Raw genomic sequence first — 24,905 nt, 5'->3', positions numbered from 1 at the left:
TTTTTTTTAAAACAGTGCTTAGAATATAAAGGTAGAAGGTTTTTTAAGGAATAAAGCATGAAAAAAGCGCTGAAAAGCGCTTTTAAATTATGGAACAAAGGACATCTTTGCGGGAATCTTTAACACTGAGGCTATTGCTTTACCGTTTTGTGTGGCTGGCTTCCAGTTTGTTTCATTACTTATGGAAGTCATTGTTTTAATGAATTCTTTATTGAATACTTCATTGTCACCGGATGCTGTTATATGGGTTGCTTTACCGTTTTCGTCGATCTGAATATAAGCCATTGAAGTTATCGTCCCTTTAAGGCTGGTCATCTCAGAAAGGTCCATATTTTGTCCTATTTTTTGCCTCAATGCTTTTATTCCGTCAGGATATTCTGCCTGTGTAAGATTTTGTGTTGAAATCGAATTTGCGGAAGTCTCTGTGTTTTCACCCTCTTTACTTTTTGTTTTTGGAGCAATTGTATCTGAAATAGTTCCGGTTTTTTCTTTTTTTAATTCAGACAGTGCTGCCGGATTTTTTCTGAATACTTCTTGCTGTTCATCATTTGAAAGTACTGGATTTTCTATTGGTCTGGTACCGGAAATTTTCGGTATGTCAGAATTTTTGTCATCTGAAAAAAGTTTAGTTTTTACAGTTATTACTTCTCCCGCATAAGTTTTTTCAGAAAACAGAGCAATAGAAGTAAGGATTACCGTAATGCCTGCGGTTTTTCGCAACAGGCTGAATCTGGATTTCTTTGTGTTCATCATGATCAATCGTTTTTTGGTGTTTGTAAAATTAAATGAATGGGTCAGATGCAGATTTTGTCTGCTGATTATTTCGTCGAGTATCAGACTCTGGTACTCTTTAAGATTAAATCTATGGGTCAAAACAGCCTCATCCGCTAAAAACTCATGATTATTAAGTACTGCTTTTTTAAATAAAAATAGGACCGGGTTAAACCATGTGAAAATGGTAAAAAATTCAATAAGCATCACATCAATACTGTGTTTCTGATCAAGGTGACTTTTTTCATGAATGAAAATTCTGGGATCAATAGCATTATTTTTTACATAGTTTTGCCCCATATAGATGGTGTTCCAGAAGCTGAGCGGAGAGAAGTTTTTCTTTGTAATAATAACCTGATAATTCTGGTAAATGAGTTTTTTTCCTCGTATTCGTCTGATAGTGATAAAGGCCAGTATACTTCTTATCAAGAGAAAAAGACTCACGCTGACATATATTGTTCCCAATACGTAAACCCGGTTAAACTCTGCCTGTTCAGCCTGTATTGAACCTATTTGTTGTGTGGTTTCTTCAAGAATCAATCGGGGGTTTTCCACGATTTCCCGGGAAGGCAATCTGAATGTCATAAAAGGAATCAGATAAGACAAGACCAATGAGCCCAACAAATAAAATCGATTAAATATGTAAATTTTCTCCTTTCCTAAAAACAGATAATATACTGTCATGAAAAGAGAAGAGCACAGAATGATTTTTAGGATAATAAGAAGCATATATTAATCTTTTATCTGTTGATCTATTATATCACGGAGTTCTTTCAGCTGTTTTTGACTGAGTTTAGCATTGGATGTAAAGAAAGAAGCAAACTGAGTCACGGAACTGTTGAAGAAACGGTTAATCATGGAGGTCATTTCCTCTCTGAAATACTCCCCTTTTTCTACCTTTGGGTAGTACTCACGGGAATTTCCATATAATGTATAGCCCACCATATCCTTATTCTGCATTCTTTTTAGCAGAGTTGCTATGGTTGTTGCTGCGGGTTTAGGCTCTGGGTACGAATCCAGAATATCTTTCATGAAAACATGTTTCTTTTCCCAAAGAATTTCCATAAGAGCCTTTTCAGAATCTGTTAATTTTATCTCTTTCATTCTACAATATTGTAATTTGTTCTACAAATGTAGAATAAACTTTTAACCTGACAAATTTTATGGCATTATTTTTCCATTCATTTTTTAATCACATAATAGTAATCTTATGAAAATCAGTCAATTTTATATTCAGGTTCTGTGTGTTTTTTTTATGCTGAGCTCTTGTAAAAAGAATAATATTAATGCGCAGCAATTAGGAAAAGATGGCAGTGTAGAAACAGATAAGCCCAATTCAGATTATCAACCAGCCTTTAAAGGACAGACGAGAATAAAAGCTGTGCAAACCTCCACTCCTTATCAGGTAGAAATTTTAAATAAAGAGCTCGGGAGGCCATGGGGAATTATCAACCTGCCTGACGGAAGATTCCTCATTACAGATAAAAACGGATTTATGAATGTGGTCTCCACAGACGGAAAACAGGTTTCCAGAATAGATGGTTTTCCAAAAGTAGATTCAAAAGGGCAGGGCGGAATGCTCGATGTGGCGCTTGATCCTGATTTCAAAATCAATCATATTATTTATTTCAGTTTTTCAGAACCCTTCGGAAAAGGAAATCTTACTTCCGTTGCCAAAGGAAAACTATCTGCGGATCTTAAAATGATTTCCGAAGTTAAAGTGATTTTCCGGGCAGAACCTTCTTATGACGGAGACAAGCATTACGGAAGCAGACTGGCATTTGATAAAGACGGAAATTTATTTGTAAGTACCGGAGAAAGATCTGATAAGGTTACCAGAGTGTATGCACAGAAAACGGATAATTATTTAGGAAAGATATTAAAAATCACAAAAGACGGGTTACCGGCTCCCGGAAATCCATTTATAGGAAAAGCGGGATATAAACCTGAAATATATGCGTACGGAGTCAGAAATCCACAGGGAATGGCCATTGATCCTAACGGAAATCTCTGGGATGTTGAAATGGGCCCGAGAGGCGGGGATGAGATTAATCTTATCCAGCCCGGTAAAAACTACGGTTGGGGAGATGTCACCTATGGTATTGAATATTCCGGACTGAAAGTAGGGGAAGGAATTACGCAAAAAAAAGGTACAGAACAGCCTGTTTATTACTGGGATCCTGTGATTTCCCCAAGCGGTATTGCTTTCTACACCGGAAATATAGAAGAGTGGAAAGGAAATCTTTTTATAGGCTGCCTGAGCGGAGAGCATATTGACAGGATTGTGATGAAGGATAATAAAGTAGTGGGTGAAGAGCGGCTGCTCGTTGATCAGAAAGAACGTTTCAGGGATGTACTGAACGGGATGGACGGGAACTTATACGGGATAACAGACAGTGGGAAACTCTATAAGATTTCGAAAAAATAATATAAAAAACTCCTGAAAATGTTATTCAGGAGTTTTTTGGTAAAAAATATTAAAATCTGAAGTTCAGCCTTGCGAATACCTGTCTTCCGGCAAACCCCATTTGCACAGGATCAAAAATACCTCCTGATTCCGTATTTCCGGAACTTACCTGAGTAGTTTGGAGCGTTGGATATCTGTTGAATATATTTTTACTGCCCAATGTTAAGTTGAGGTTTTTGGAGAACTCATACCCGAAAGAAATGTCTGTGGTCACTTTCGGATTATATACCTGTTGCGCTCCGTCATACCCGATCAGGGTTATCTTATCGAATCTTACCAATTGTAGGTTTGCATTAAATCTGCTGATTTTATAATTGAGATTCAGATTGATTTTCGTTTTGGGAGCTGAAGCTAAGATAAAAGCTTTTTCTCTGGCACTAAGGTAGATATCTTCCTTACCCTTCAGTTGTTCAGAAGTATTTACTTTGGTAATTTCCATGTCGTTATAATTTCCGGCTAAAGTAGCGGTCAGTTTACCGGAACCGATATTTTCATTATAGCTTAGTATGACGTCAATTCCTTTAGTGCGGGTATCAATAGCGTTGGAAAAAAACTGAACCTGATCTATGTATGGGTTTTCATCCTGTATTGTTTGGGGCAGATCGTCTCTGGAGAAATATCCTGTCAGAACAATTCTGTTTTTAACCTTGATGTAATACCCGTCTACAGTTGCGGTAAATTTTCCCGTATTGAACGTAAATCCGGCACTCCCGTTCAATGATGTTTCCTGTTTTAACTGAGGAATTCCGAGATTATTGGCCAGTTTACTGTCATTAGATGCAAGCTGAATGGTAACAAGCTGTCCTCCCTGAAAATTAGTGAATTGCTGGCTGTAATACTTCTGAGCCAGAGAAGGCGCTCTGAAGCCGGTAGAAACCGACCCGCGGAATGCAAACTGAGGAGTGATGGCATATCTTGTAGCAAACTTACCGTTTAAAGTACTTCCAAAATCATTATAATTTTCAAATCTTCCGGCCAGACTGATCATCCATTTTTTTGTAATATCCAGTTCCGTGTCTACATAAGCGGCAAAATTATTTCTGCTTTTGGCGACATCCGTGGAGTAGCCCGGAAACCCCTGAGAACCGCCGGGTCTTACCTGTCCGGATAAGGGATTAGTAATCAGGAGAGCTCCTGGAGTGGCTGACGTTACAGGGTTTCCGTTGATATCATACATCGTATACGAAGCCTGTTCTCCTTTTATAATTTCAAATTTTTCATATCTGAATTCTGATCCGAAAGCAATATTAAGTCCTTCGAGAACTTTGAATGGTTTGCTTGCGTTGAAGCCGGTGGTATTTTGTAGTAAAGAATGTCCGCCGGCATAAAAGCTTGTCGGAGAATTTACTCCCAAAGTCGCATTAATGGTATTTTTTATATCATAGGTAAATCTGTTGCTCCCGAAGGCGTTATAAAAGTCCACATCCCAGTCTGCCACTTTGAATGTAAGTCCGTTATCAAATGTGAAATCTGTAATATTAGTATCCTCAATCGGATTAAAGCCGTTGGGATAAACTGCAGGGATGTTTCCGTCCGCATCAGGAGTTCTTGTCCATGCATATGCGTTGGTATTTCTGTGTGAGAATCCCTGACGTGAATAGAATTTCAGCCCGTCAGACAATGGAAGCTCAATATTTCCGAAAAAATAAATATTTTGAGCCTTAGCATCGCCGAAACGTTGTCTGGGCGCGGTATATTTGTCAGGATTGGCATTACGGATGGCATAATCTTTATTGATAAATTCAGCGGTAAAGTTTCCGAAACCTCCCCTGGAACCTATTTTCGTTCCCAAATTTCCGTTAAAATCAAAGGTAATACCATCAACTTTATGGTCGGATACAACATCATTGTTTCCGGGGCTTTTAAATAAATTCATTCCGTAGAAAACATTTCCCTCGAAACCTTTATTACGGTCATTTAAAATAACATTGATGACCCCGGCAATCGCATCCGAACCATATTGGGCTGAGGCTCCGTCGCGAAGAACTTCTACCCGTTTTATGGCCCCAATGGGAATGGTATTCATATCTGACCCGGTGTTTCCTCTTCCTTTCGTTCCGAAAAGATTTATCAATGAAGACTGATGGTATCTTTTTCCGTTCAGTAAAAGAAGAGTCTGGTCCGGCCCCAGTCCTCTGAGTGTAGCCGGATCTACAGCATCAGCGCCATCTGATCCCGATTGTTTATTGGAATTGAAAGAAGGGGCAGCAAACTGTAACAGCTGATTCACTTCTACCTGTCCGGTTGACTGGCTTACCTGTTTAATATCAATAATATCAATAGGTACCGGTGTATTAATGACTGTCCTCTTTTTATTCCGGCTTCCGGTGATGGCAACTTCTTCTATTTTTGATTCTTTGGTAAGAGTGTCTTTGATCTGCTGAGCATAAGAAAGAGAAGAAGCGCAAAGAAAAATAGCGCTGATGTATTTTATTTTCATATTTGAGACTTTTGGTGGTGATTGTCTCAAAATTATATATTTTTATGTTTAAATCGGCATTAAAATTTGCTATTTATTAGTAATATTTTAAGTTTATTGTGTTTTGGTTAATTTTAAGTAAAATAATAACTTTTTGTATTTTTTTAATGAAAAATTTTAACGCTAAAAGCTTTTGAGAAGTCGGTGAAGTCCTTCTTCTAAAATCTCCTGAGATGTTGAGAAGCAGATTCTTACATGGCCTTCCGCGCCTTTTCCAAACCATCTTTCCGATCCGGGAACAATCGCTACTTTTCCGTGATGCAGAGCATGATTGGCGAACTCCTCGCTGGTTAGTCCGTTTTTGATTTTTGGAAATAAAACAAAAGTAGCTTCAGGAAGATTAGGATGCAATACTTCAGAATGGCTTAATGTCTTAAATGCAAGATCGCGGTTGTGTTGTAAATGACTGAGAAAGTCTCTGTACCAGGGTTTTGCTTTTTCCAGCGCTACACTGGCCGCAATTTGTGATAAGGTGGAAACCCCTTCTATGGTGGAATTGAAATTTGATTTTTCAATAAAGTCTTCAAAAATTTCCTGATCATGGCATAGAACAGCACCGATCCTCAGCCCGGCAATTCCAAATGATTTTGAGAAACCATATACTGTGAAGCTTTTTTTCTTCGCTTCTTCAGAAACCGATGAGTAGGTGTGAAAGTCTTTTTGATCGTATACGATATCACTCCATATTTCATCACTCATTACCCACAGATCGTGAGCAGAAGCTATTTCAGAAATTTTTTTCAAAACTTCTTTAGAATATACTTTTCCCAAAGGATTGTGAGGGTTACAAATGCTGATCATTCTGGTGTCTGGCGTGATTAAAGAAACCATTTTTTCAAAATCAATGGCTCCGGTTTCCGTATCAACAGGGCATAATACAACCTTTCCACCAACGGCTTCTACAGATTTTTTAAACAAAAAATCTACAGGGTCTAAAATAATAGCTTCTTCTCCGGGCTTTAAGAGATAAGATGCTATCAGAAACATTCCCTGTGCGGCACTATTGACTGCTAGAACATTTTCTGGAGTAAAATTCCCAAATTTTTCTGTGTTAAAGTGGTCTGAAACAGTCTTCTTAAACTCAGGAAGTCCGGAAAAAGGGCCATAGCTGAGATAACCGTCTTTAATATATTCAATGATTCCCTGTTCAATTGCAGGAGCAGTTCTGAAATCCGGGTCTGCAGCTGTCAACGGGATAATCCCGTCTTCCAGTGTTGCCCATCTTCCGTTATAAGCTTTTCTTTTCAGAGCCTCAAAATTGATATCGTTATTAGTAAACATTCTTTTTATTTATATGAGATTGGTAAAATATTTTGTGAGTGTTGGTCGAGAGGAAGTAAAAACTGTTCCAGGAGAGTTCTTCCGTTTTTGATGTGAATGTCAATTTCCGGTCTCCTTTCCGCTTCATATTTTCTGAAAGCACTGAAGCTGTTTTCTTCTTCAACGAGATATTTAGTGAGAATGAATGAGTCCTTTAATGCTGAGGTTACTCCCTGGCTGGTAAAAGGAATCAGCGGATGAGCGGCATCCCCGATAAAAACTATATTGTCCTTATAAAACGGGTTGAGTTCTTCCAGTTCATAAACATGCCATAAATGTACGTTTTCATAGCTGGATTCTCTGATAATGGATGAAACCAGAGGATGCCATTCTTCAAAAATTTCTGCCATGTATTTTTTCAGATTGCCTACAGAACATTCTTCACTAATCTTATATTTTTCATTATCAAATTGTGAATACCACAAAATAGTGTCTGCCGAAATTTTTAGTATTCCGAAGGTAAGCCCTCCTTTTTCATGGTGGAATTTCATGAAGTTATTTTCAATACGGGCTGCTATTTCCTCATTTTGAATAATATTGACTACTTCATTTTCCTGAACCATTTTCATTTTTTCATCCTTAAACATTTCCTTTCTGATACGGCTTCTGGATCCGTCCGAGATAATAGCAATGTCAAAATCAATAGCTGTTCCGTCGGGTTCTGTCAGACTTCCTTTTCCGTCAGCCGAAAGTGCCAGTGTTTTTTCATACGTAATTTTTTCAGGAGCGATGTTTTGCCCTAAAATACGAATCAATGATTGTCTTGAAATAACAAATACATTGTTGAGGTCTTTCTCGGCCAGTATTTTTCCCGTATGTGAATATTGTATATATTTTTTCAGAAAATTTCCGTGTCGAAAAAGAAGATCCGGATCTACAATATGGGACAGGAGTTCAATACCTTCCTGTGGAAGAAGAAAACCATGTCCGGCCAGATCCTCTTTTTTTCTTCTTTCATAAATATGATAATCAAAATTATGTTTTTCTAAGTAATTCGCCATGCTCAAGCCGGAAATACCGGCGCCCACGACAGCAATTTTCTTCATTTCGGAATAACGGATTTTTTCAGTTGGTGTTTAATTACTTTTCGTAATTTTTTTAGATAGGTGCAAATGTAAATTAAAAACATTCATGATTTGAAAAAAATAAATTAAATTAATTTAGAATTTCCAATAAATAAAATGAAATGCATAGAATATGTGTTGACGTGCTAAGTTTTTGATTTATTTAATATTAGCAGCATAATAATCTGGTGAAAAGGTATAAAAAAACCGGAAAAGATTCCGGTTTTGTTTTTATGCTTTTTCAAGGTGAACGGTGAAATGCCTTAATATTTCCGGCTCCCAGGTGATTTTATACCCTTTTGCAATCTCCTCACGCCTTTCATAGACATTCTTTACGGCTGCTGCAATATAATCCATATGATTATTCGTATAGGTTCTTCTCGGAATAGCCAGACGTACCAGCTCCAGTTTCGGATAACGGTTCTCTCTCGTTTCAGGATCTCTGTCTGCCAGTAAAGTCCCGATTTCTACAGTTCTGATCCCTGCCTCTTTGTAAATCTCAAGTCCCAGGGTTTGTGCCGGATATTCTGCACGGGAAACATTGGGAAGGAAATTTAATGAATCTATAAAAACAGCATGTCCTCCGATAGGTTTCTGTACCGGAATTCCATACTCGATAAGTTTATTTCCGAGGTATTCTACCTGAGATATTCTGCTTTCAAGATAAGCGAATTCTGTAGCTTCATCAAGACCTACAGCCAATGCTGCCATATCTCTTCCTGCCATTCCTCCGTAAGTAATAAAGCCCTCATAAATAATGGTGAAGTTAGAAGCTTTTCTGAAGATTTCTTCATTGTTTAAAGCGATAAAACCACCGATATTTACCAGTCCGTCCTTTTTAGAACTCATGGTCATTCCGTCTCCGTAGGAGAAAATCTCTTTACAGATTTCTTTAATGCTTCTGTTTTCTTGTCCCTGCTCTCTTTTCTTGATGAAATATGCATTTTCGGCAAATCTTGCAGAATCGAAGAAAACCGGAATTCCATATTGATCCGAAAGAGCCTTTACGGCTTTCATATTTTCAAGAGAAACAGGTTGCCCTCCTGAAGAGTTACAGGTAATGGTGATTAAGCAGAAGGGAATATTTTCTTTAGGATGACTTTTGTAAATATTCTCCAGTTTTTCAAGATTGATATTTCCTTTGAATGGGTGGAGATCATTGATATCAAAAGCTTCATCAATTGTACAGTCAACAGCATGAGCTTTTCTGAATTCAATATGTCCTTTTGTTGTGTCAAAATGAGAGTTTCCGGGAATTACATTGCCTTCTTTTACCAATACTGAAAAAAGTACGTTTTCAGCAGCTCTTCCCTGATGGGTAGGGAGTAGGTATTTAAACCCTGTAATGCTTTCAACGGTATTTTGTAATTGCTCAAAAGAGCGTGATCCTGCATAGCTTTCATCTCCGGTCATCAGTGCTCCCCATTGTCTGTCGGACATGGCTCCGGTTCCGGAATCTGTTAAAAGATCAATAAAAACTTGTGAAGATTTTAAGTTGAAGAGATTATAGTTAGCTTCTTTAAGCCATTGTTCTCTTTCCTCTCTTGTGGATTGGCGGATTTCTTCCACCATTTTAATGCGGAAAGGTTCCGCGTACGGTAAATTCATGGGTTGGTATGTTTTTAAATTGTGTGTAAAGAAAATTTCTTTGAAAATAATTTTCAAATTCATCAATGTACATCTAAAGTGGAATAGGGGTTATTCCGGAGCTTTAAATATATTTTCATCAGAATGAAATCCGGCAACACCGCCGCTTACTGCAAATTTCATAGCTGAAGCTGCAGTCATTCCCACTACGGGTTTGATGTTTTTTTCTTCAGTCACAATCACCCAGCCTGAAATCGCGTACGAATGGGGCAGGTATACCGCAACATAGTTATGTTTATCAACGTCTGACATTTCTTTTTGGGTTAAAAAGCCAATTCTCCATATTTCAGGATTTTCGTTGGTTTTTACCCATACAGGATCGTTGAATTTTTTCTTGTCACCCACAAATGAAGACATCACGTCTTTGGTAGGAGTATAAATATGTTTGACTCCCGGAGTTTTTTCCAGTAGGCTGTCCATGGTGTCAAAAAAGAATCTTCCAACCACAAACTTATTTCCAAGATACCCTAAAATAGCTGTAAATAGTATAATTGAAACGAAAACAAGGCCCGGAATCTGGTGGGCAAGAGCTGGGATCAGATTGTCAATAGCGCTGACAATATACCAGATCACAAAAATGGTAAGCCCGATAGGACCAATAATCAGTAATCCCTGAAAAAAATTTTTCAGAAACAGATTGGCTATATTTTCAAAGCTTGGTTTCTTCAATGGATACTCTTTACTGTTTATATTTTAACCGTGTATGGTTTCTTTATTACCAAAGGATTTAATAATTTCTGCTTCATATTCCAGCCATTCTTCCCAACGTTTGTTAACGGCTTCGGTCTCTCCGAGCTGCCTTGCAAACCCGATGAAAGTCGTATAGTGGTTGGCTTCGGAAATCATGAGTTCCTTGTAGAAAACTTTAAGTTCTTCGTCTTTTATGTTTTCAGTAAGCACTTTAAATCTTTCGCAGCTTCTGGCTTCAATCATGGCGGCAAAAAGCATTTTGTCTATAATCAGGTCTTCTCTGCTTCCCTGAATAATGAATTTTGCTAGCTGGTTGACATAATCATCTTTTCTGGCTCTTCCGAAAGTATATCCTCTTTTCTTGATGATCTCATGCACCTGATTGAAATGCTCAAGTTCTTCCTGTGCGATAGCAAGAAGTTCTGTTACCATTTCCGGATATTCCGGAAGCATAGTAATCAAAGTAATTGCGTTAGTCGCTGCCTTTTGTTCACACCATGCATGGTCCGTCAAAATTTCTTCAATGTTTCCTTCTGCAATATTTGCCCACCTGGGATCAGTGGGAAGTTTCAACTTAAACATGTTATAAATTTTTGTAAAATTAAAACAAATTGAGAAAAGAAAGATGATTTTATTTCAAATTAACTGTTAAAGTGCTAAGAGGCTGTCTTTCTTCTTAGGAATTCCAAAATGTTCCATCCTGCAGTATCCACTTTTTTTAAGGCAGCTGAAATAATGAAAGCCAGCATAATATTGATGCTGTAGATCATGATCATCAGAATCCACCAGGGCATATTTTCTTTTAAAGGGACGACCAGAAAATAGACCAGCGAAGAACTTATTCCCTGAGCGAAGTAGAAAAAAATAGCATTTCTGCCTATATAAGTAATGAAGTTCTCCTTTGTGATTTTTAACCTGTTGTAAAGTGTAAATAAAGTGGCCAGCGAAAACAGGGCCCATATAATATAAGGAATTTTCGGCGGGAATTTATTCTTATTAATTTTGTAAAAAATATCGGATCCGTAATACCAGAACATCCAGATCAGGGCTCCGGCAATGAAAGTATAGATAGCCGGAATGATTTTACCGGGAATCTTTTTTCCGCGCATCCTGTTCCCGATTAAAAATACAGCAAGGTAAAACGCTACATAACCCACTTGTCCTGCGGGGTAATATTCAGGGAAAATGTTGAATAATAAAGTTAAACTTATACAAAGACCGATGAACCAGTTGATATGTTTGGGAAAGAATCTTAAAATTAATACCCCGAATACAGTCAGAATAAAATAGACTTTAAGATACCAGAAACTTCCCATAACTACCGGAAATGTATCGGCATTGGTATATTGATGCAAATACCAGTTACCGAGATTTTCCCATTGCGGGACAGCAGAAATGTTTGTGGCTGAATATTTTGATCCGAATGTTGAGTAGAAGTTCTGAAGCCACTCCATAGAGAAGAATGTCAGTCCAAATATTTTAAAGAAATAATCCAGAAAAAACAAAAACGTTACAAAAATCATATAAGTGATCTGTAGTTTCAGAAGTCTGTAAAAGGTTTTTTCAATATGGGCTCCGGAAGTAATTCCGCTTAATGCATAAAACAAAGCCACATCAAAAACAAGAGAAAATACCCTTACTTCGGCCGGAATATAAAACTGTCCTGACCAGAAGGCGGTGTGGATGAATACGATGGAAAGGGTTGCCAGCCCTTTAGCAAAATCAATATAGAGATCTCTTTTCATTGTAGAAGTTATGGTTCAAAAGTAAATAAACTTCTGCTATTTTTCAAGGGCATAAAAAGAGGCAAACAAAATTGTCTGCCTCCTTTATTAAATATGCTAAAAATGAATGTTGTGTTATTTTAACTGCTTGAACTCTTCAGCAGAAATTTCTCCTGTCTGAATTTTTCTAAGCTCATCGATATACTGGCTCATGTAAGCATCAATTTCAGGGCTTACCGTATTCTTAGCCATCTTGTAAGTTCCGTTTAAAACTCCCTGATAGTAATAGAAGAAGTTATAGTCGAAATTAGCGGCATTAAGATCATATTGACCTAAAAGGAATCCTAAACGCACTGCAGATCTTCTTTGTGCAGGGGTTCCGTGGTGTCCCGGGCTGGTTGTCTGGTAATCACCGATGCTTTGTGCGAATTCGTAAGCTGCTGCAATTTCGCTGAAGTTGGTTTTATTGTAACCGTTTGGTCTTCTCAAGTAATATCCTGCAAAACCGTCTGCTTCCAGTTCATTAGGTCTGGCGGTATTTTCATTGACTGTTGGAAGTCCGAAGATATATTGTAACTGATGACCGTACTCATGAGCAAGGATCATAGCGTTGACAATATCTCCACCTTTTGCTTTTGCATCATAATAGATGGCATAGCCATAATAAATCTTTCCTGTGGAGTAAGAAATGGCGTTGTACGTCGAATTGAAGTTGGAAGGATCGTTTACAAATCTAAGAGTTGGGTTGCTTCTTCCCCACATGCTGGCAATTTGAGTCATCTGGCCATTCATAAAGCTGGTATCTGCGGAATTTTGAAGCCCGGTCATCAGAACAGATGATGAACTCCAGTTGTTATCCACATAATAGCATGCTTTTTCAAGGGCGCTTGGCTGATCCAGTTTTGCACTTGACGCCTCTTGTTGAGGAAGTACAGTGTCTTCCATTTTGTCATCGCTGCACGATGTGAGTGAGGAAACAGCGATAATACCTGCTAAAAAGCAGAAATTAAATGTTCTTTTCATAAAAATATTAGTTTTGGTTAAACGAAGGTATGAAATTATCTCTTATATGTGAATACTTTATTGTTAAAAATTATTCAAAACATAGTGAATAGAATATTTGTAAAAAAAACATTGCTTTGATTGTAAGCAGTTTAGAATTTTATTTGTATATTTGCACCTCGAAATAACTAAAAATTTTATAAACAATGTTTGCAATTGTAGAAATAGCAGGGCTTCAATACAAAGTTGAGCAAGACCAGAAGTTGTTTGTAAACCGTTTAAAAGGAGACAAAGGAGGGAAAGTTTCTTTCGATAAAGTTCTTCTTACTGTAAACGGTGCAATCACTGTAGGCGCCCCAGCTGTAAGCGGTATCACTGTGGAAGCAGAGATCCTTGACCATGTAAAAGCTGATAAAGTAATCGTTTTCAAAAAGAAAAGAAGAAAAGGTTACAAAGTAAAAAATGGTCACAGACAATCTTTAACTCAAATCGTAATCACTGGTATTACTGGTTTTGAAGGTGGAGCTAAAAAAGCTGCTAAAAAAGAAACTGTGAAAGCTGAAGTTCTTTCAGACAACGCAACTGTTAACTTTAGTGAAGATCACGAGCTGAACTATCACTTAAAGAAAAACAACTTGTCTCAGTCTAAAGAAAACAGAGAAACTTTAATTACTTTAGGTAAAGCAGTTAAAGTTGAATTAGAGAAAAAGATCCTTACTCACGAAGAAGTAGATGCTGCTATCGTTAAGAATATTGATCAATTTAAAGCACTTAATAAGTAATAATAATCCACTAATAAAATGGCACACAAGAAAGGAGTCGGTAGTTCCAAGAACGGTAGAGAGTCTCACTCTAAAAGATTAGGTGTGAAGATTTTCGGAGGACAAGAAGCTATTGCCGGAAATATTATTGTTAGACAAAGAGGTACTCAACACCACCCAGGTGATAACGTGGGAATCGGTAAAGATCACACTTTGTTTGCATTAGTAGACGGTAAAGTAGTTTTCAGAAAGAAAGCAAACAACAGATCTTTCGTATCTGTAGAACCAAACGCATAATTTTTAAGCGTTTTATAAAAATTAAAGCCTCAGCATTTGCTGAGGCTTTTTTGTTTGTCTATATAATGGTAAATATTCTTATATATATACCATTATGAGTGAAATATTTATATATTTGCTAACAACCAATCCCTAATCAATTGTGAATGCCGAAAAGCATATAGGCTAGGCTATATAATAAACAAAATAACTATGAAAAATTTAAGAAAACTAACCAAATCGAGTTTGAAAAATATTATTGGCGGAGTAGCAGCAAGCTGCCCTTCCATGTTCCAGTCATGTGATCAATGGTGCAGATGGAGCCCGTGGGAGCAGTCGCACTGTATGCTTTCGGAACCATGTTCGCTGTCAGATTGCCTTTAGACGAGATATTGATAATAAGATTACCGAGGTTGCTGATTCCGGTACTTAGATAAAATTTAATAGCCGTAGTTTCGCTGAGACTGCGGTTTTTATTTTTAATTATATTTTAATTTTTTTAAATGGTGGTGAATTTCAAAGTGGTAATTTTGTAGCCCATTTTAAATAACTTGAACATGAAAGGAAAAATTTTACTGATGCTGGGGCTGCTGGCTTCTGTAAGCTGGCAGGCGCAGACTAAAATATTATTTGATGCTACAAAGGCAGAAAGTGCAGGAAATGCAGACTGGGTTATAGATGCAGACGTTCATAATCTTTATTTTTCATCTACAGGGGTCGCCACTACAGGTACACAATCTAATCCGCAAAGAATTCCGACTCCGGCACAAAGCTCAATTAATGCAGCTACTCCGGAAACCTATTGGCAGGGAGCTTTGAGTTACTGGGGAATTGATTTGGTCCGACAAGGTTATGTGGTGGAAACACTTCCCTATAACGGAAGTATCACCTATGGAAACTCATCCAACCCGCAGGATTTATCAAATTATAAAGTATTTATTATCGATGAGCCTAATATTAAATTTACGGCTTCAGAAAAAACCGCTATGCTGAATTTTGTTTCCAATGGCGGGGGGCTTTTTATGATTTCGGATCATAACCAGAGTGACAGAAATAATGACGGATGGGACTCTCCGGCGATCTGGAATGATTTTTTTACATCAAATGGAGTGATTTCAAATCCTTTCGGAATTTCTATTGATCTGAATAATGTGTCTCCGTCTACTTCTAATTTTGCCCCGGTAAATACAAATCCAACAATTTTATCAGGTCCTCAGGGGAATCCTACACAAATGAAATTTTCTAACGGAGCAACGATGACCTTAAATAGAAGTGCTAATTCGTCTGTACAGGGACTTGTATTTACTACAGGTTCTTCCAATACGGGAACGACAAATGTAATGTTTGCAACAGCAACCTATGGTAATGGCAAGGTATGTGTGTTGGGTGACAGCTCTGTGCCGGATGATGGTACAGGTGACCCCAATGATACATTGTATAACGGATATGCGGCAGATGCCAACGGAAATCACAGACCTCTTCTGGTGAATTCAGTAGTATGGCTTGCCACTCCGTCTAATTTGGCGGTAAAGGAGGATTTAATTGCAAAGGATCGTCGTGCAGAAGTATATCCTAACCCGGCTGCGGATTATGTATATGTAAGGAATCAACAATATAAGACCTATAACATAACGGACGAAGCCGGAAAAATAGCGGCTTCAGGAGCTATACAGGAGAATGGTTTTATCGATATCCGGTCTTTGTCTGCGGGAGTATATTATTTACGTCTTCAGTCAGATAAGGATGTGCAATCAACGAAACTGATTAAGAAATAAGAAATAAAAAGCCGGACATTATCATAATGTCCGGCTTTTTATTGTATATCTATTAGAATCCTACCTGTATTCCTGCTTTAACCCCGAATTTTGATATTCCCGGTCTGTCCAAATAATTTCCTCTCCAGTTGAAGTCCACTCTGAAAAGTCTGATATTTCCGAATCCAATATTTTCAATACCGAATCCGTATTCATAGTAAATATGATCGCTTGGTGCAGAATATTTAAATCCTTCAACATTGATGGCTTTGGAGGCGTCACTTAAAGTTCCATAGGCACCTCTGATGAAAGCTACTTCTCTAAGTTTCAGTTTTTTGATCAATGGGATGTAAGAAAGTATTTTCCCGTTAAAATGATGTTCAAGGTTAAGCGTTGCATAAGTGTCTGCTACAAACTCATAATAATTAAGCTGTGCAAAGGTATTAGGAACGAGCCCGTATGAAAGGTTGGCGGGGATTATATTCTGTAATGCCAAAGGAACGGTGTTGAAGTTTTTTCCGGCTTCAATATTCACAATCGTTTTTCCTAGTGTTCCGATGAGGAATGGTTTGGAAAGCATAAACTGAAGTTTGTCATAATTAAAGTCAGCATTGAAGAGGCCTTCAATGCCTCTCGTGTACCTCAATACAATAGTAGGAGCCAGGTTTTTAGCCTGGTATCTGTCTATTCCGGTCTGAGAGAATCGTGCGCCGGGTTTTGCAATAATACTGAATGTAATATGAGAATCATTGACCGTTTTTCTTAAGTTTCCATCCTTATAATACATAAGGTTAAAAAGCTCAAGATTAGCAGATTTAATACTTTGCATTACCCCGTCTAGCCTTAATTGCACGTTTTTCCAGGGTTCAATAGCTACAAATACCTTAGTTTGATTAACTGAGCTTAAAGAATTATTGTCTCCTCTTGCAAAAAATGTTGATGCAGACTGAGCTCTGGTTGTCACTCCGTCTCCGCTGGTTAATGCGCCTCCAAGCTGGAGAATATCTCTGCTTGTTCCGGCTCCAACCATAAACCGGTTGAGCTTATTGAACATATATCTGGCTTCAAGGCCATATTTTATCTGTTGATCTTTGAATCCGTAGGCAGTATAAAACTGAACCCTCCACATATCGTTCAGCCCAAAATAAGTTCTTCCTCCCAGTCTTATTCTGTCTCCTTCTACTTTATTTCTTCCGTATATTGAAAAAATGGGCCCGAAATCAAATCCTCTAAAGGCATTATAGTGGCGTGATCCCAGGGTTTCAAACAACTTTACCATTCTGTTGAATTTGGGAGTCTGTTGCAGCTTATCAAGCATATTGTATACTCCCTGTTCGGATTTGGACAATGTATCAGGTCTGGCTTTGGTCCAGTAAGCTTCATCTTTTTCAACAAACTTGTCTTCGTATTCTTCTTCTTTTCTTTTGAAAACTTTCGGATCTAAAGGTTTATTGAATTGATAATCGGAGTAATCTACTGATCTTTTAGCAATAATACTTTTAGAGCCCTTCTTTTTTGAAAAAGGGCTTATTTCAAATTCCGTAACAAGCTTTTTGGGAAGGAATGTGTTTTCATCAGGATTATCATACTCAAGTTGAGTAGAAACGCTATTAACGAAATTCACATTGATTTTTTGTGTTGATTTTAAAGTTGCTCCTATAACAGCATAAGTATCAGTATCAATGTAAAGGTTTCCCTGAAATGCCAGAACATCTTTTCTTTTAGGCTGATATCTGATATGAAAAGCTTTCTCTCCGTGAATAGCAATAGTGTCTACAAGACTGTAGTCGTAAGTACTGAATCCATCGGATCCTACGGGGCTCTGGAAGCCGATATCAAAATAATTAAGGGTATTGTCGTATATATTGATATCCCTGTACAGGTTTTTGGCAGAAACGGTAATCACCTGATTGTCCTGAAAGCCTGATGTTTTTTGGGCTACCAATGTTCTCTTGCTGTCTTTGTCCGGTTTGTTTCTTCCGTAATTTTCATATACTGCCTCATTCAGGAATATAGGAAGCCCCAGTCTTCCGCTGGCGGTGGAGTCTGCATAATCGAAAATAAAATCAAGCTTTTTGAAGATCTTTTTCTTCATAAACGTACTGTCTATGTTGTTAAGATCAAATTGTGTCTTTTCGTATTCTTTATACGAGTAAGTATCAAATTTTTCTAATCCGTTATTTCTTTTACGGTCCCATACTTTTTGCATAATAGCATAAGCCGGGTTTTCTTTTTTGTTTTTGTATTTGGGTTTGGAAGTACTGATGACAATTTCCTGGATATTGCTCACCTTTGCCTGTGAAAGCTGTACGAAAATATTGTCAGCAGTTTCAGCAGTAATATCAAGCGTTTCCGGAGTATAATTTTTTTTGGAAAATTTCAATTTATAGATAATACTGTCAGACTGAATACTGAAATTCCCGGAAGTTGTCGTTAATGCAGGTGTTTTGTCATTGTTGATAAAGATATCAACTTTACTAAGTTCTTTGTTGTTTTTTTCATCAACAATTTTACCACTGGCCTTGTTCTGAGCCCACATAAAACTGGTGGCAGTCAGGAAAAAAAATAAAAAATTGTGTTTAGAATTATAATTTAACATCATTCGTTTCTTCAAGCAATTAGCACAAACAAAAAGTATGCAGTTTATTTAATAAAAAAAATTAAAAAATAAAATATTTCCGTGATTTAAGGTGAAACAGCAAATGTAACGAAAATAAGTCTAGTATTTATTAAAAATAAACAGGAAATTCCAGGATCTAAAATATGATGGATCAGTGAATTAATCCTGTCTGAAAATGTCGTACCGTCAGGGATTTATAGAGTCTCCGAAATTGAATATCAGAGAAGGTTTTGAAGGCTTGTATCCATTTTAAATATTCTCCTGCGCGGGAAATGAATAGCCAAAAAAAAGACCTACATTTCTGTAAGTCTTTTTTGCTCCTCCTGCTGGGCTCGAACCAGCGACCCTCTGATTAACAGTCAGATGCTCTAACCAACTGAGCTAAGGAGGAATTTCCTTTGTTTTAAGTGGTGCAAATATAACAGGAATATCCGTACCAAGCAAGTTTTATTCCTTATTCTGTAATATTTTTAACTAAATGTATTGAATTTCAATTAGAAATATTTCGATTATTTTTTTATAACATTACAAATATTTTCCAATAAAGATCATAAATAGCATTATGAGGATGATAAATGACCGTTGTTAACGGATCATTTTATAGTTTTTCAGGGGTTTTTGGAACTGATTGTAATTCAGTTTTAGTTTTTCCGATAACCGGAATATATATTTAATAAAGTTATTTAATCAATAAAAATGACTGTAAAAAAGACTCACATTTCTGCAAGTCTTATTTTTTCTATTTCTTCAAATCTTTAAATATTTCCTGGACAGCACGTTCCAGTTGAGGATCGTTATCCTGTTGCCTGTCCATGAATGTGTTTTTGATATAAATATCCGGTTTGACCCCTGTTTTTTCCAGATTCTGCCCATCCAGTGTATAGGTTCCCCATGCTGGAAGTCTGTAATATGAACCGTCTACAAGGCTTTTTCCGGATGTAAAGATAATCCATCGATAGGTGTCCTGACCGATAATTTTTCCCAATTTCAGCGCTTTGAAGCCTGCTGCGGTCATTTCAGCATCACTTAATGAACTTTCATTTATTAACAGGACAATAGGCTTTCCGGAAGGCGCGAAATTCGGCTGGGTTGTCATTTTCCCTTCGCGGTATTTCCACTGCAGATAAGGCTTCTGGGCAAGGAAATTTAATACTTTATCATGAACATTTCCACCGGTATTGTAACGGAGATCAAGAATCACGGCATCTTTTCTGTTTTCCTGTTCCACCATATCCAGAAGAAAACGGTCCAGTTCATCAGTAGACATATTCTTCATGTATGAATAAGCAATACGGTTATTGCTGAGCTGATTTACCCGTTGGCGGTTGTTGAAAATCCAGTCATCGTAAAGCAATCCTTTTAACTCTGTATAGGAAATCGGGTGTACCTTGGTTGTTATATTTTTTCCTCCGCGGTTAAAAGTAAGAGCAAGTTCATCCTGTTTTTTAGGAGTGGTGAAGTAAGTATCCCGGTTTTCATTAGGGTCGATATTCTTTCCATTGACACTAAGTAACTGATCTCCCGGTTTGATATCGACACCTGAACGGAATGCCGGAGATTTTCGGAGAATCCGTTCTACTGTGTAAGGTTGATCTTTCTTAAAAATAATTCCGGTTTCATTGGTGAAATAATTCAGGTATCTGGTTTCCTCTTTTCCGGTTGAAGAGAATCCTGTATGCGAAGAATTGAGTTCACCCAAAAGATCATTAAGTAAGACCCGCAGATCATTTCTGTTATGTACATAAGGCAGATATCGGGCGTATTGTTCTTTTTTTGCTTTCCAGTTGATGCCATGAAAGTTTTCATCATAAAAGTTTTCTTCAACGCCGGTCCAGGCTTCATCGTACATTTGGGTGAATTCGGAAGCCAGATCTTTATTGAAAGTAAACTGAATGTTGATTTTTTCCGGTTTTAAAGCAGTCAGAGTTGTCTTATAGATGTTACCTTCTATCAGACTAAAAAGATTCTTGTCATTTTTTGTGATATAATCTGCTGCTTTGTCGAAGATTTTTTCGGATTTGGCAGGTTCAAAATCAGTGAAAACCTTTTTAAATAACTGTCTTTTGCCGTTATCCTGATTGGAATTGAATAACAAAATTTCTTTTTTGTCATCCATGAAAACAACAGGGTCATCCTGATAGCCATATCTGTCTGTAACCAGCTCAATTCTTTCCAGAATATTTTCGGGATTGACTTTCAGCTCTTTTACAACCGGCTCTTTTTCCTTTTCTTCTTTTTTCTCTTTGCTTTCTTCTGTTTTTTCTTTTTTATCCTTGTTGTCTTCCTTGCCGTCTTTCTTTTTTTCTGTAGATTTTTCTTCTTTCTTTTCTTCCTCGGTAAACAATTTGTCAAATTTTTCAGATTTATAAGGCTCATCAAACCAATCCAGCGCCATTCTGTAAATATTAGATTTCTGCATGCCTAAAGGATAAGACGGGTTGGTTCTGTCACTGGCAAAATAGATATACTTACCATTGGGAGACCAGCAAGGATCCTGTTCGGAAACTCCGGTGTTGGTAAGGTTTATCGTCTGCCCTTTTTTGATATTATAAACGAAAATATCCAGTTCAAAATTTCTTTTTGCCGAGAACAGCACATATTCATTATTGGGTGAGAAAGAAGGTGCAGAGTTTTGGAATGCCCAGATTTCATCTTTTACAATTGTCGTAGAGCTGAAGTTCTTAAGATCCATCAGTCTTACTTCATCACGGCCACTTAGATATACCGCTTTTGAAAGATCATTGTTAAAGGTTATATTACGGTTGTTGCGTACATCATGTGTTAATTGTTTGGATTGGCCTTTTCCGTCTGCAGGAATACTGAACCAGTTTTGATAGCCTTTGTCGGTCTGGCTGAAAAGAAGGGTACGGTTATCTTTGAGCCATTTAACTTCCATGACGCGTTCCTTACCGTCCGAAATCTGCTGGGTAAACTTTCCTTCGATATCAGAAACAAATAAAACGCCACGGCTTACAAAGGCCATTTTTTTGCCATCCGGAGAGATGTCATAATAAGAAATAGTATTTTCTACACTGAAATTCTGTTCCTTTCCCAGGGTTTTATTTGTATTCAGGCTGGTGGAGAGTACCTTTGTGGTTTTGGCAGCAGTATCATAAATATAGATCTGATAATCTTTTTCAAATATTACTTTGGATCCGTTTGCAGAAACAAAGGGTTTTTTAATCGAGGTATCAAATTGGGTTAATGCTGTCTTTTTGCCGTTTTCAATTTTATAGAGATTGTATTCATTATTATTTTCATCGGAAATAAAATAAACAGTCCCGTTTTTGTCTACACTTGGATTAAAATCTTTCCCTTCATAGGTGGTGTATTGTTTAAAGGATCCGCTTTTGGGGGTGTATCCTAAAATATCAGGATTGTTTTCTCCTTTATAATGTTTACGCTGTACCTGGTTGGCGCTTTCAGAAGAGCTTGTAAAAAGGTATTCTCCGGCCGGAGTTTCTGCAAGTCCATTGGTGTTGTTAAAATAATTATTAAAGAGCTTTTGTGGAGTTTTTCCCTCAATACTTGTTTTAAAACTTCCGAAATTATTATCTCTGTTGGATGTAAAATAAATGGTTTTGCTGTCCCAGCCCCAGTTTTCCATTTCGTCTTTTCCGGTATGGAAGGTGAGTTGCTTTATTGTTCCGCCTTCAGCGGGCATTACATATACGTCGTAATTTCCATATTGATTGGAGCTGAAAGCAAGCCATTTTCCGTCCGGAGAAATACGGGGATTGATTTCCTCTCCGTCCAGGGCAGTGATTCTCGACGCATTTCCGCCATTGGTATCTGCTTTCCAGAGGTCTCCGTCATAAGCAAAATAAGCCGTTTTTCCATCCGGGCTTAGTGAAGGACTTGATAAGAAATAAGATTTTTCCTGCGCTGAGACCTGGATAATGGCAAAGGCAGTGAATAATGAAATAAAGACTCTTTTCATGGGTAATTTGATATTCTTGGAAAAAGGATGATGTTATTTTTGAATGAAAATAGGTATTTTTCCTGTAAATAGGTAAAGTTTTTAAACAAAAAAAAGACTTACAGAAATGTAAGTCTTTTTGCTCCTCCTGCTGGGCTCGAACCAGCGACCCTCTGATTAACAGTCAGATGCTCTAACCAACTGAGCTAAGGAGGAATGTCCTTGTTTTTAAGTGGTGCAAATATAGGACGAATATTTATACCCTGCAAATATTTTTAAGAAATATTTTTAAAAAAATTATAAACCTCCGGTGATCATTTTGAAAATATCACTTCCGAAAATAAGTAACATTAAGCCTAACAGGAAGATAACTCCTACCATCTGGGCATTTTCAAGTACTTTTTGAGGAACAGGCTTTCCTACGATAATTTCGTATAACGTAAATAAAACGTGTCCGCCATCAAGTCCCGGAATAGGAATAAGGTTTAAGAATGCCAGCCATACGGAGAACATTGCTGTGAATCCCCAGAATGCAGTCCAGTCAATAGAAACATTTCCTTTAGCATCTTTGTTGACAGGCATGTTTTTTACGATCGCGATAGGACCGCCCACTTTCTTGTATCCCTGTACTTTTTTATTGAAAATCAGCTTAAACTGTTTGATTTGATAAGTTAAACTTTCAATAGTAAGGGTGAATCCTCTTTTGATGGATCCGAAGAAGCTATAATCATTATGAACAGAATATTTTTCCATTTCCTTGAAAGATAAGATGCCGATAGTTCCTTCTTTAGAAACCGGAATTTTTAAATCTTGCTCCTGATTATCTCTTAATACCTTAAAATCTGTAACTTTTCCTGCATTAGGAATTACCAAAGGCTTTAATTCGTCGTAATAGGTAATCGGTTTTCCGTTGACAGAAAGAATTTTGTCTCCTACCTTCAACCCTGCATCTATCGTAGATTTTGTTACAATAGTATCAACGATCGGAGTCATTCTTGGTGTTAGGAAAGCTTTAGGTTCAGGATCCTGAAAAGCAATTGCTTTTCCGTCATCACTGGTAGGGAAGGTCACTTCTTTTCCGTCTCTTAAAACTGTTATTTCGTCACTTAACAAAACATCTAAAGCCAGTTTCTTGAAATCTTTCTGAGTATTGCCGTCTACTTTTAATATTTTATCCCCGTCCTGAAAGCCCATTTTCTTTGCAGCTTCCGTATAGTGAAGCGGGGTAGTGATTTTATCTGCTTCAAAGATATTTTCTCCGTTCTTACCTACTAAGGCTGAGAATATAATCCACGCCAGGAAAAAGTTTACTGTAACTCCGCCCAGCATAATGATTAATCTCTGCCAAGCCGGTTTTGCTCTGAACTCCCATGGTTCTGCGGTTTTTTTAAGTTGTGCAGTATCCATACTTTCATCCACCATTCCGGCAATCTTCACATATCCCCCGAAAGGCAGCCATCCGATTCCGTATTTGGTTTGCTCAGGATGTTTTCTCCAGTCGCTGTCAGGAAGTTTTGATATATCGATAGGAACTTCTTCTTTTTTTCCGTTTACCTCTATTACTTCAGTGTCCGGAAGATTTTGTGAGAAAAATTTATATTTCCACTTTCCGTTGATTTTTTTCATTGAGAAAATGGAAAACCACGGATCAAAAAATAGGAAGAATTTTTCTGCTCTTGTCTTAAACCATTTGGCCGGTAAGAAGTGCCCGAGTTCATGAAGAACTACAAGTATAGAGATACTCAGAATGAACTGGAAGAGTTTTATTGCTATTTCCATTAATAAATTTTAGATTTTAATTTGCAAAGGTAACAATTATCAAAACTATGCCAAATAAAAAAGCCTCCCGAAACGAGAAGCTTTGTCATATTTAAAGACATTGATTATAAATTAAATGAGACACCAAGGCTTCCGTTGTTACCAACCTCTGCAAAAACACCTATTCTTTCTGTGAAAAAGTATCGGGCTCCGATATGGGCCCCTATTCCAAAGTCTTTTCCAAGAACCCCAAGGTCAACACCCGGATAAATATCCCATTTTGCCGGCAGATTTAATGCATCCTGTAAGTGAAAATTCAGTCTCCCGAAAACAAATACGCGGTTATCCTTGTCATTATCCTTATAATTGTCGAAATAACCATTAATACCGGCACCTACTGATATAAGTTTGTTAAGACCATAATCATACGTTCCCGTAATACCCGTTCCGTATCCCCAGGCGCTCAGTCCCAACTGAATTTTCTGGTCTCCTTTTCCGGTCCATGCCTGAGCATGAGCTACAGTTCCAAAAAAGGCTAGCATCACCATAAAAACCAATTTCTTCATAAATTCTAATTTTTAATGATATTAATAAAAAATACCAAACATCAAAAATGAAACCGAAAATGCATGAGTTTATAAAAAGAAAATACT

19 protein-coding genes and 2 tRNA genes are annotated in these 24,905 nt (G+C 37.4%); 5 read left to right on the top strand and 16 right to left on the bottom strand.

The genetic code is table 11. From position 1 onward, the window contains the following. Nucleotides 1-87 precede the first annotated feature (87 nt). Entirely contained in the window at nt 88-1,500 is a 1,413-nt protein-coding gene (locus tag JO178_RS06825; protein WP_291933399.1) for a M56 family metallopeptidase, read from the bottom strand. A 3-nt stretch (nt 1,501-1,503) separates the two neighbouring features. Beyond that, nucleotides 1,504-1,875 (bottom strand): BlaI/MecI/CopY family transcriptional regulator, encoded by a 372-nt coding sequence (locus tag JO178_RS06820; RefSeq protein WP_291933397.1) that lies wholly within the window; start codon nt 1,873-1,875, stop codon nt 1,504-1,506. A gap of 106 nt (nt 1,876-1,981) precedes the next feature. On the opposite strand from JO178_RS06820, the gene JO178_RS06815 reads away from it, so the two are divergent. Next, nucleotides 1,982-3,199, top strand: coding sequence for a PQQ-dependent sugar dehydrogenase (locus JO178_RS06815; RefSeq protein WP_291933395.1), 1,218 nt, complete (start codon nt 1,982-1,984; stop codon nt 3,197-3,199). A gap of 49 nt (nt 3,200-3,248) precedes the next feature. Here JO178_RS06815 and JO178_RS06810 read toward each other — a convergent pair whose 3' ends face one another. The 8 genes from JO178_RS06810 to JO178_RS06775 form a co-directional block, all read right to left on the bottom strand. Next, a complete protein-coding gene (locus JO178_RS06810; RefSeq protein WP_291933393.1) occupies nt 3,249-5,678 on the bottom strand; it encodes a TonB-dependent receptor in 2,430 nt (809 codons plus the stop codon). Nucleotides 5,679-5,840: 162 nt separating this feature from the next. Further along, nucleotides 5,841-6,998 carry a pyridoxal phosphate-dependent aminotransferase gene (locus JO178_RS06805; RefSeq protein ID WP_291933391.1) on the bottom strand — a complete coding sequence of 386 codons (1,158 nt, stop codon included), beginning with the start codon at nt 6,996-6,998 and terminating at the stop codon, nt 5,841-5,843. A gap of 5 nt (nt 6,999-7,003) precedes the next feature. After that, on the bottom strand, nt 7,004-8,083 hold the full coding sequence (locus JO178_RS06800; RefSeq protein WP_291933389.1) for an FAD-dependent monooxygenase: 1,080 nt from the start codon (nt 8,081-8,083) through the stop codon (nt 7,004-7,006). Nucleotides 8,084-8,332: 249 nt separating this feature from the next. Next, nucleotides 8,333-9,709: a tryptophanase gene (locus JO178_RS06795; RefSeq protein ID WP_291933387.1), complete on the bottom strand. Its 1,377-nt coding sequence runs from the start codon at nt 9,707-9,709 to the stop codon at nt 8,333-8,335. Between the two features lie 90 nt (nt 9,710-9,799). Continuing rightward, nucleotides 9,800-10,417, bottom strand: coding sequence for a DUF502 domain-containing protein (locus JO178_RS06790; RefSeq protein WP_291933385.1), 618 nt, complete (start codon nt 10,415-10,417; stop codon nt 9,800-9,802). A gap of 24 nt (nt 10,418-10,441) precedes the next feature. Further along, nucleotides 10,442-11,020 carry a tRNA-(ms[2]io[6]A)-hydroxylase gene (locus JO178_RS06785; RefSeq protein WP_291933383.1) on the bottom strand — a complete coding sequence of 193 codons (579 nt, stop codon included), beginning with the start codon at nt 11,018-11,020 and terminating at the stop codon, nt 10,442-10,444. A 74-nt stretch (nt 11,021-11,094) separates the two neighbouring features. Then, complete coding sequence (locus tag JO178_RS06780) at nt 11,095-12,183, bottom strand: acyltransferase family protein (protein WP_291933380.1); 1,089 nt, start codon at nt 12,181-12,183, stop codon at nt 11,095-11,097. Nucleotides 12,184-12,297: 114 nt separating this feature from the next. Further along, nucleotides 12,298-13,185, bottom strand: a complete 888-nt coding sequence (locus JO178_RS06775; protein WP_291933378.1) for a metalloprotease — start codon at nt 13,183-13,185, stop codon at nt 12,298-12,300. Between the two features lie 185 nt (nt 13,186-13,370). On the opposite strand from JO178_RS06775, the gene rplU reads away from it, so the two are divergent. The 4 genes from rplU to JO178_RS06755 all read left to right on the top strand — a co-directional run bounded on the left by rplU (nt 13,371) and on the right by JO178_RS06755 (nt 15,976). Then, nucleotides 13,371-13,946: a 50S ribosomal protein L21 gene (gene rplU, locus JO178_RS06770; protein ID WP_291933376.1), complete on the top strand. Its 576-nt coding sequence runs from the start codon at nt 13,371-13,373 to the stop codon at nt 13,944-13,946. Between the two features lie 18 nt (nt 13,947-13,964). Next, a complete protein-coding gene (gene rpmA, locus JO178_RS06765; RefSeq protein WP_002984034.1) occupies nt 13,965-14,222 on the top strand; it encodes a 50S ribosomal protein L27 in 258 nt (85 codons plus the stop codon). A gap of 192 nt (nt 14,223-14,414) precedes the next feature. Beyond that, nucleotides 14,415-14,585: a hypothetical protein gene (locus JO178_RS06760; protein ID WP_291933374.1), complete on the top strand. Its 171-nt coding sequence runs from the start codon at nt 14,415-14,417 to the stop codon at nt 14,583-14,585. A gap of 173 nt (nt 14,586-14,758) precedes the next feature. Continuing rightward, nucleotides 14,759-15,976: a T9SS type A sorting domain-containing protein gene (locus JO178_RS06755; RefSeq protein ID WP_291933372.1), complete on the top strand. Its 1,218-nt coding sequence runs from the start codon at nt 14,759-14,761 to the stop codon at nt 15,974-15,976. 52 nt (nt 15,977-16,028) lie between these two features. Here JO178_RS06755 and JO178_RS06750 read toward each other — a convergent pair whose 3' ends face one another. The 6 genes from JO178_RS06750 to JO178_RS06725 form a co-directional block, all read right to left on the bottom strand. Beyond that, on the bottom strand, nt 16,029-18,557 hold the full coding sequence (locus JO178_RS06750; protein WP_291933370.1) for a DUF5686 family protein: 2,529 nt from the start codon (nt 18,555-18,557) through the stop codon (nt 16,029-16,031). Nucleotides 18,558-18,892: 335 nt separating this feature from the next. Next, nucleotides 18,893-18,966, bottom strand: a tRNA-Asn gene (locus JO178_RS06745). Nucleotides 18,967-19,314: 348 nt separating this feature from the next. Then, a complete protein-coding gene (locus JO178_RS06740; RefSeq protein ID WP_291933368.1) occupies nt 19,315-22,515 on the bottom strand; it encodes a S41 family peptidase in 3,201 nt (1,066 codons plus the stop codon). Between the two features lie 121 nt (nt 22,516-22,636). Then, a tRNA-Asn gene (locus JO178_RS06735) sits at nt 22,637-22,710 on the bottom strand. Between the two features lie 81 nt (nt 22,711-22,791). After that, nucleotides 22,792-24,273, bottom strand: a complete 1,482-nt coding sequence (rseP, locus tag JO178_RS06730; RefSeq protein WP_291933366.1) for an RIP metalloprotease RseP — start codon at nt 24,271-24,273, stop codon at nt 22,792-22,794. 104 nt (nt 24,274-24,377) lie between these two features. Then, nucleotides 24,378-24,818: a DUF6646 family protein gene (locus JO178_RS06725; protein WP_291933364.1), complete on the bottom strand. Its 441-nt coding sequence runs from the start codon at nt 24,816-24,818 to the stop codon at nt 24,378-24,380. Nucleotides 24,819-24,905: the final 87 nt, after the last annotated feature.

Origin of the sequence: Chryseobacterium sp. (assembly GCF_019236175.1) — a bacterium.
Taxonomy (GTDB): Bacteria; Bacteroidota; Bacteroidia; order Flavobacteriales; family Weeksellaceae; genus Chryseobacterium.
Note: the sequence above shows the minus strand (reverse complement) of the source record. Positions and strands in the feature narration are given on the sequence as shown.